This window comes from Cellulomonas septica (genome assembly GCF_012396155.1).
GTDB lineage: Bacteria > Actinomycetota > Actinomycetes > Actinomycetales > Cellulomonadaceae > Cellulomonas > Cellulomonas septica.
Genome location: NZ_JAAXOY010000142.1, coordinates 1 through 6,731, shown reverse-complemented (window position 1 = coordinate 6,731; position 6,731 = coordinate 1). Strand labels below are relative to the sequence as shown.

The 6,731-nt window shown below is 73.1% G+C and carries 5 protein-coding genes; 2 read left to right on the top strand and 3 right to left on the bottom strand.

Annotated elements, in window-relative coordinates; all coding sequences use genetic code 11:
* Nucleotides 1-80 precede the first annotated feature (80 nt).
* Complete coding sequence (locus tag HGA02_RS07530; protein WP_168678510.1) at nucleotides 81-533, bottom strand: ribose-5-phosphate isomerase; 453 nt, start codon at nucleotides 531-533, stop codon at nucleotides 81-83.
* 58 nt (nucleotides 534-591) lie between these two features.
* Between HGA02_RS07530 and HGA02_RS07525 the strand changes: the two genes are divergently transcribed.
* The gene (locus HGA02_RS07525; protein ID WP_168678509.1) at nucleotides 592-2,574 is read left to right on the top strand and encodes a M13 family metallopeptidase; all 1,983 of its coding nucleotides are present in this window, start codon (nucleotides 592-594) and stop codon (nucleotides 2,572-2,574) included.
* A 72-nt stretch (nucleotides 2,575-2,646) separates the two neighbouring features.
* On the opposite strand, the gene HGA02_RS07520 is transcribed toward HGA02_RS07525, so the two are convergent.
* Together HGA02_RS07520 and HGA02_RS07515 are read right to left on the bottom strand one after the other, a co-directional pair.
* A complete protein-coding gene (locus tag HGA02_RS07520; RefSeq protein WP_168678508.1) occupies nucleotides 2,647-3,153 on the bottom strand; it encodes a hypothetical protein in 507 nt (168 codons plus the stop codon).
* A 150-nt stretch (nucleotides 3,154-3,303) separates the two neighbouring features.
* Nucleotides 3,304-3,918 carry a mycothiol-dependent nitroreductase Rv2466c family protein gene (locus HGA02_RS07515; protein ID WP_168678507.1) on the bottom strand — a complete coding sequence of 205 codons (615 nt, stop codon included), beginning with the start codon at nucleotides 3,916-3,918 and terminating at the stop codon, nucleotides 3,304-3,306.
* Between the two features lie 210 nt (nucleotides 3,919-4,128).
* Here HGA02_RS07515 and pepN point away from each other — a divergent pair, with 210 nt between their 5' ends.
* Complete coding sequence (gene pepN / locus HGA02_RS07510) at nucleotides 4,129-6,729, top strand: aminopeptidase N (RefSeq protein WP_168678506.1); 2,601 nt, start codon at nucleotides 4,129-4,131, stop codon at nucleotides 6,727-6,729.
* The last annotated feature ends 2 nt before the right edge of the window (nucleotides 6,730-6,731 follow it).

Genomic DNA, 6,731 nt, shown 5'->3' with positions numbered 1-6,731 from the left:
CGTCGGCCGCCCGCGCCCTCGCGCCGGGCGGGCAGGCGCGCGTCAGCCGCGCGTGCGCTCGTACTCGGCGAGGTGGCGCGTCAGCCGCGCGTGCGCTCGTACTCGGCGAGCTGGTCGATGCGGCGCTGGTGGCGCGGGTCCTGGCTGAACGGCTCCGCGACGAACGCGTCGACGAGGGCGATCGCCTCGTCGACCGAGTGCTGCCGGGCGCCGATCGCGACCACGTTCGCGTCGTTGTGCTGGCGGCCCAGGCGGGCGGTCTCGAGGTTCCACGCGAGCGCGGCGCGCACGCCGGTGACCTTGTTGGCGGCGATCTGCTCGCCGTTGCCCGACCCGCCGATCACGACGCCGAGGCTCCCGGGCTCCGCGACGACGGCCTCGCCCGCGGCGAAGCAGAACGGCGGGTAGTCGTCGAGCGCCTCGTACGTGTCGGCCCCGTGGTCGACGACGTCGTGACCCTCGGAGCGCAGGTGCTCGACGAGCGCGACCTTGAGCTCGAAACCGGCATGGTCGGAGGCGACATGGATCCGCATGGGGTCATCCTGCCGCACCGGTCCGCGACGAGCGCCCCGGCGTCCGTAGGCTGTGCCCATGACGCGCAGCGGCATCGACCTCACCGCCCTCGACCCGGCCACCCGACCCCAGGACGACCTCTTCGCCCACGTCAACGGGAGGTGGGTCACCGCCCACGAGATCCCCGCCGACCGGGCGATGGACGGCGCGTTCCGCGCCCTGCACGACCAGGCGGAGGAGCAGGTCCGCGACATCATCGCGGACGCCGCCGCGACCGCCGAGGCCGGTGGCGGCGACGGCGTCGAGGCGAAGGTCGGCGCGGTGTACGCGTCGTTCATGGACACCGCGACGATCGAGGCGCGCGGGCTCGAGCCGCTGCGCGAGGACCTCGACCTCGTCGACGGCGCGACGACCCGGGACGAGCTCACCGCCGCGCTGGGCGCGCTGCAGCGCACGGGTGCGGCGTCGGCGGTCGGGTTCTGGGTCGACAACGACGCGAAGGACCCCGAGCGCTACGTCGTCTACCTGGCCCAGTCCGGGCTCGGCCTGCCCGACGAGTCGTACTACCGCGACGCGCAGTACGCGCAGGTGCTCGCGGCCTACCGGCCGCACGTCGCGCGGATGCTCCAGCTCGCGGGCGTCGCCGACGAGGCCGCCGCCGACACGCTCGCGGGCGCCGTCGTCGACCTCGAGACGAAGCTCGCGTCGCACCACTGGGACGTCGTCAAGGACCGCGACGCCGACCTCACCTACAACCCGATGACGCTCACCGCGCTCGCCGAGCGCGCGCCGGGCTTCGACTGGGTCGGGTGGGCGCGCGCGCTGGGCGCCCCGGAGGGCTCGCTCGACGACCTCGTCGTGCGCGAGCCGTCGTACGCCGAGGGCTTCGCCGCGCTGTGGACGAGCGAGCCGCTCGACGCGTGGAAGGCCTGGCTCGCGTACCACGTGGTCAGCGACCGGGCGCCGTTCCTCCCCGACGCGCTCGTCGAGGCGAACTTCGACTTCTACGGCCGGACGCTCACGGGTGCGCAGGAGCTGCGCGACCGCTGGAAGCGGGGCGTCGGCCTCGTGCAGGGCGTCCTCGGCGAGGCCGTCGGCAAGGTGTACGTCGAGCGGCACTTCCCGCCGAACCACAAGGAGCGCATGGACGAGCTCGTCGCTCACCTCGTCGAGGCCTACCGGCAGTCCATCGCGCGGCTCGACTGGATGGGCGAGGAGACGCGCGCGAAGGCGCTCGCCAAGCTCGAGGCCTTCACGCCGAAGATCGGCTACCCCGTGCGCTGGCGCGACTACTCGGCGCTCGAGGTGTCCCCCGACGACCTGCTCGGCAACGTGCGCCGGGCGAACGCGTTCGAGCAGGACCGCGAGCTGAGCAAGATCGGCAAGCCCCTGGACCGCGACGAGTGGTTCATGACGCCGCAGACGGTGAACGCGTACTACAACCCGGGGATGAACGAGATCGTCTTCCCCGCGGCGATCCTGCAGCCGCCGTTCTTCGACGCCGACGCCGACGACGCCGTGAACTACGGCGGGATCGGTGCGGTCATCGGGCACGAGATCGGGCACGGGTTCGACGACCAGGGGTCGAAGTACGACGGTGCCGGCCGGCTCGAGGACTGGTGGACCGCGGAGGACCGCGCCGAGTTCGAGAAGCGCACCAAGGCGCTCGTCGACCAGTACGGCGAGTTCTCCCCCGCGCAGCTGAACGGCTCGCACAAGGTCAACGGCGCGCTGACGATCGGCGAGAACATCGGCGACCTCGGCGGCCTGTCGATCGCGCTCGCCGCGTACGAGATCGCGCTGGGACGCCCGCTCGCCGAGGCGCCGGTGGTCGACGGCCTGACGGGCGCGCAGCGCGTCTTCCTCGGGTGGGCCCAGGTGTGGCAGTCGAAGGGCCGCGACGAGGAGGTCGTCCGCCGGCTCGCGACCGACCCGCACTCCCCCAACGAGTTCCGCTGCAACGGCGTCGTGCGCAACGTCGACGCGTACTACGAGGCGTTCGACGTGCAGCCCGGCGACGCGCTGTACCTCGACCCCGCGGAGCGCGTGCGGATCTGGTGACCGACGGGCGGACGGGCCGGTGCGGACGAGCGCGCCGGCCCGTCCGTCGTCAGGGTCCGGCCGGCTGACGGCTCAGGGCAGCGGGGTCCAGGACGCGCGCGCGAGCCGGAAGCCCACCCCGTCGGCGTCCGTGCAGGTCACGCCGTCGGTCCCGCTCTTGCACGTGTACCCGTCGACGCGCGTCTCGGACCCGTACTCGAGCGTCCGGACGTCGGAGCCCGCGACCGTGGGCGCCGGGCCCTCCTCGCACGCGAAGGCGACGCCGTCGGCGCCGAGCGTGAGGACGTGGCCGGTGTCGCCGGTGCATCCGGGGACCTCGGGCGGGGCGTACGTGTAGCTCGCGATCGTGCAGGTCACGCCGTCGCCGGACATCGCGCACGCGATGTTGCCGCTGGGCAGCCGGAACTCGTCCGCGGGGGCGCTGCTCGCGCTCGCGGACGTCGTCGGCGACGCCGTCGAGGCGGTCTCGCCGTCGCCGCCCGAGCGCGTCGCGAGGGTCACGACGAGGAGCACGAGGAACGCGACGACGAGGACGGCGTCGACGATCACCAGGGTCCGGATCGTCCGCTGCGACGTCATGGTCCTCCTGAGTCCGGGGGCGCGGGCGTCGAACAGGATCACACGGGACGAACCCGACGAGCCACCCGCGCCGGTCGGCGCGCGGCGGTGGGCGCGTGGCGCGACCCCGACCGACGGTGTGCCGGCCGGGTCCCGTGCGCGCGGCCCGCGTCAGACGGCGGGGCCGACGGTGCGCGTGCGCTTGAGCTCGTAGAAGCCGGGGACCTGGGTGACGAGCGCGAGACCGTCGAAGAGCTTGCCGGCGTCCTCGCCGGTCGGGGCGGGCGTGATGACCGGGCCGAAGAAGCCGACGCCGCCGATCGCGACGACCGGGGTGCCGACCTCGTCGCCGACGAGCGTGATCGCCTCGCCGTGCGACGCGCGCAGCAGGCCGTCGACCTCGTCGGTCGCGCCGACCGCGGCGAGGTCCTCGGGCAGGCCGACCTCGGCGAGCGACTCGGCCACGATCGCGGCGGTGTCGGTGCGGCGGTCGGTGTGGCGGCGCGTGCCGAGCGCGTCGTACAGCGGCTTGAGCACCTTGTCGCCGTGGTCGCGGGCCGCGGCGACGAGCACGCGCACCGGCGCCCAGGAGTCGTCCATGAGCGCGCGGTAGCTCGCGGGCAGGTCACGACCCTCGTTGAGGACGGAGAGGCTCATGACGTGCCACCGGACGTCGACGTCGCGCACCTTCGCCACCTCGTCCATCCAGCGCGACGTGAGCCACGCCCACGGGCAGGCCGGGTCGAACCAGAAGTCGACGACGGGGCGGGTGTCGGTGACGGTCACGGGTGCTCCTCGGGTCGGGCGACGGCCGCACGCGCGACCGACCGCAGTCTCACCCGCGCCGGCCGTCGACCGCACATCGAGCCGTCCACAGCCCACGCCTCGGGACGCCCGGCCCACAGACGGGCGCGTCCAGGGCGGCGGACCGCACGGTCACGCGTGCGATGATCGGTCCCGGCCACGAGCCGTACCCCTTCTCGAAGGAGAGCCAGCGTGCCCGCTGAGAACCTCACCCGTGCCGAGGCGCGCGAGCGTGCCTCGGTCGTCAGCCCGCAGTCGTACGACGTCACGCTCGACCTGACGACCGGCCCGGCGACGTTCGCGTCGCGGTCCGTCGTGCGGTTCACGGCGACGCCCGGCGCGAGCACGTTCATCGACCTCATCGCCCCGACGGTGCACGAGGTCACGCTCAACGGCCGTGCGCTCGACGTCGCCGACGTGGTCGCCGACTCGCGCATCCGGCTCGACGACCTGGCCGCCGACAACGAGCTCGTGGTCGTGGCGGACGCGGCGTACATGAACACGGGCGAGGGCCTGCACCGCTTCGTCGACCCGGTCGACGACGAGGTGTACCTGTACTCGCAGTTCGAGGTCGCCGACTCGCGCCGCGTGTTCGCGGTGTTCGAGCAGCCCGACCTCAAGGCGACGTTCACGTTCACCGTCACCGCCCCCGCCCACTGGGTCGTGGTGTCGAACTACCCGCAGGTCGGCGAGCCGCAGCCCGTCGAGGGCGGGGTCAACCGCAACGGCGGCGCCGACAAGGGCACCGCGACGTGGCGGTTCGAGACCACGCCCCGCATGTCGTCGTACATCACCGCCGTCATCGCCGGGCCGTACCACGGCGAGCACGGCGAGCTGACCAGCAGTGACGGCCGCACGATCCCGCTCGGCGTCTACGTGCGCGGCTCGCTCGCCGAGCACCTCGACACCGACAACATCCTCGACATCACGCGTGCGGGCTTCGCGTTCTTCGAGGACAAGTTCGGCGTCCCCTACCCGTTCGCCAAGTACGACCAGCTCTTCGTGCCCGAGTTCAACGCGGGTGCGATGGAGAACGCGGGCGCGGTGACGTTCCTCGAGTCCTACGTGTTCCGCTCCAAGGTCCCCGAGGCGACCATCGAGCGCCGCGCGGTCACGATCCTGCACGAGCTCGCGCACATGTGGTTCGGCGACCTCGTGACCATGCGCTGGTGGGACGACCTGTGGCTCAACGAGTCGTTCGCCGAGTACGTCTCGACGCTCGCGACCGCCGAGGCCACGGCCTGGACCAGCGCCTGGACGACGTTCTCGTCGCTCGAGAAGAACTGGGCGTACCGCCAGGACCAGCTGCCGTCCACGCACCCGATCGTCGCCGACATGCGCGACCTCGAGGACGTCGAGGTCAACTTCGACGGCATCACCTACGCGAAGGGCGCGAGCGTCCTCAAGCAGCTCGTGTCGTGGGTCGGCCAGGACCAGTTCTTCGCCGGCGTGCGCGCCTACTTCGCGAAGCACGCGTGGGGCAACACCGAGCTGCGCGACCTGCTCACCGAGCTCGAGACGACGAGCGGCCGCGACCTGTCGTCGTGGTCGGCGCGCTGGCTCGAGAAGGCCGGCGTCACGCTGCTGCGCCCCGAGATCGAGGTCGACGCCGACGGCACCATCACGTCGTTCGCCGTCCTGCAGGAGGTGCCCGACGAGCACCCCGTGCAGCGACCGCACCGCCTCGCGATCGGCGGCTACGACCTCGACGCGTCGACGGGCCGGCTCGCGCGCACGCTGCACCTCGAGCTCGACGTCGACGGCCCGCGCACCGAGGTCCCGCAGCTGGTCGGCCAGCGCCGCCCGGCCCTCGTGCTCGTGAACGACGACGACCTCGCGTACGCGAAGATCCGGCTCGACGAGCAGTCGCTCGCGGCCGCCATCGAGCACCTCGGCGCGTTCGACGACTCGCTGCCGCGCACGCTCGTGTGGACGGCGGCGTGGGACGCGACGCGCGACGGCGAGACGCCCGCCCGCGACTTCGTCGACCTCGTGCTCGGCAACATCCTCCACGAGACCGACTCGTCGGTCGTCCTCGTGCTGCTGCGCCAGCTCACGACGTCGCTCGACCTGTACGTCGCGCCCGAGCATCGGCAGGCGACGGCCGTCGCGGCCGCCGACCGGCTGCTCGAGCTGGCGCGGTCCGCCGAGTCCGGCTCCGACACCCAGCTCCAGCTCGTGAAGGCGTTCGCCGCGCGGGCGGAGACCGACGCCCAGCTCGACGCGGTCGCCGCCCTGCTGGACGGTCGCGAGCTGCTCGACGGCCTCACGATCGACACCGACCTGCGCTGGGAGCTCCTCACGTCGCTCGTCACGGGTGGCCGGGCGGGCGAGACCGACATCGCCGTGCAGCTCTCGGCCGACGCGACCGCGACCGGCCAGCGGGCCGCCGCCGCCGCGCGCGCCGCGGTCCCGACCGCCGAGGCGAAGGCCGCCGCGTGGGCCGCCGTCGTGGACGGCGACGACCTGCCGAACGCGATCCAGGCCGCGACCATCGCGGGCTTCGGGCGCGTGCACGACCGCGCTCTGCTGCTCCCCTACGTCGAGCCGTACTTCGCGTCGCTCGCCACGGTGTGGGCCGACAAGACGAACGAGATGGCGCAGAACATCGTCCTCGGCCTGTACCCGACGGACCTCGCCGACCACGACGCCGTGGACGTGCTCGGTGCGACCGACGCGTGGCTCGCGTCGCAGGCGGACGCGCCGCCCGCACTGCGCCGGCTCGTCGCCGAGAACCGCGACGGCGTGCGCCGCGCGCTCGCCGCGCAGGAGACGGACCGCCGCAAGGCGTGACT

Coding starts and splice junctions, on each gene's coding strand:
- HGA02_RS07525 (WP_168678509.1), top strand. CDS start 592: ATGACGCGCAGCGGCATCGACCTCACCGCCCTCGACCCGGCCACCCGA.
- HGA02_RS07520 (WP_168678508.1), bottom strand. CDS start 3,153: ATGACGTCGCAGCGGACGATCCGGACCCTGGTGATCGTCGACGCCGTC.
- HGA02_RS07530 (WP_168678510.1), bottom strand. CDS start 533: ATGCGGATCCATGTCGCCTCCGACCATGCCGGTTTCGAGCTCAAGGTC.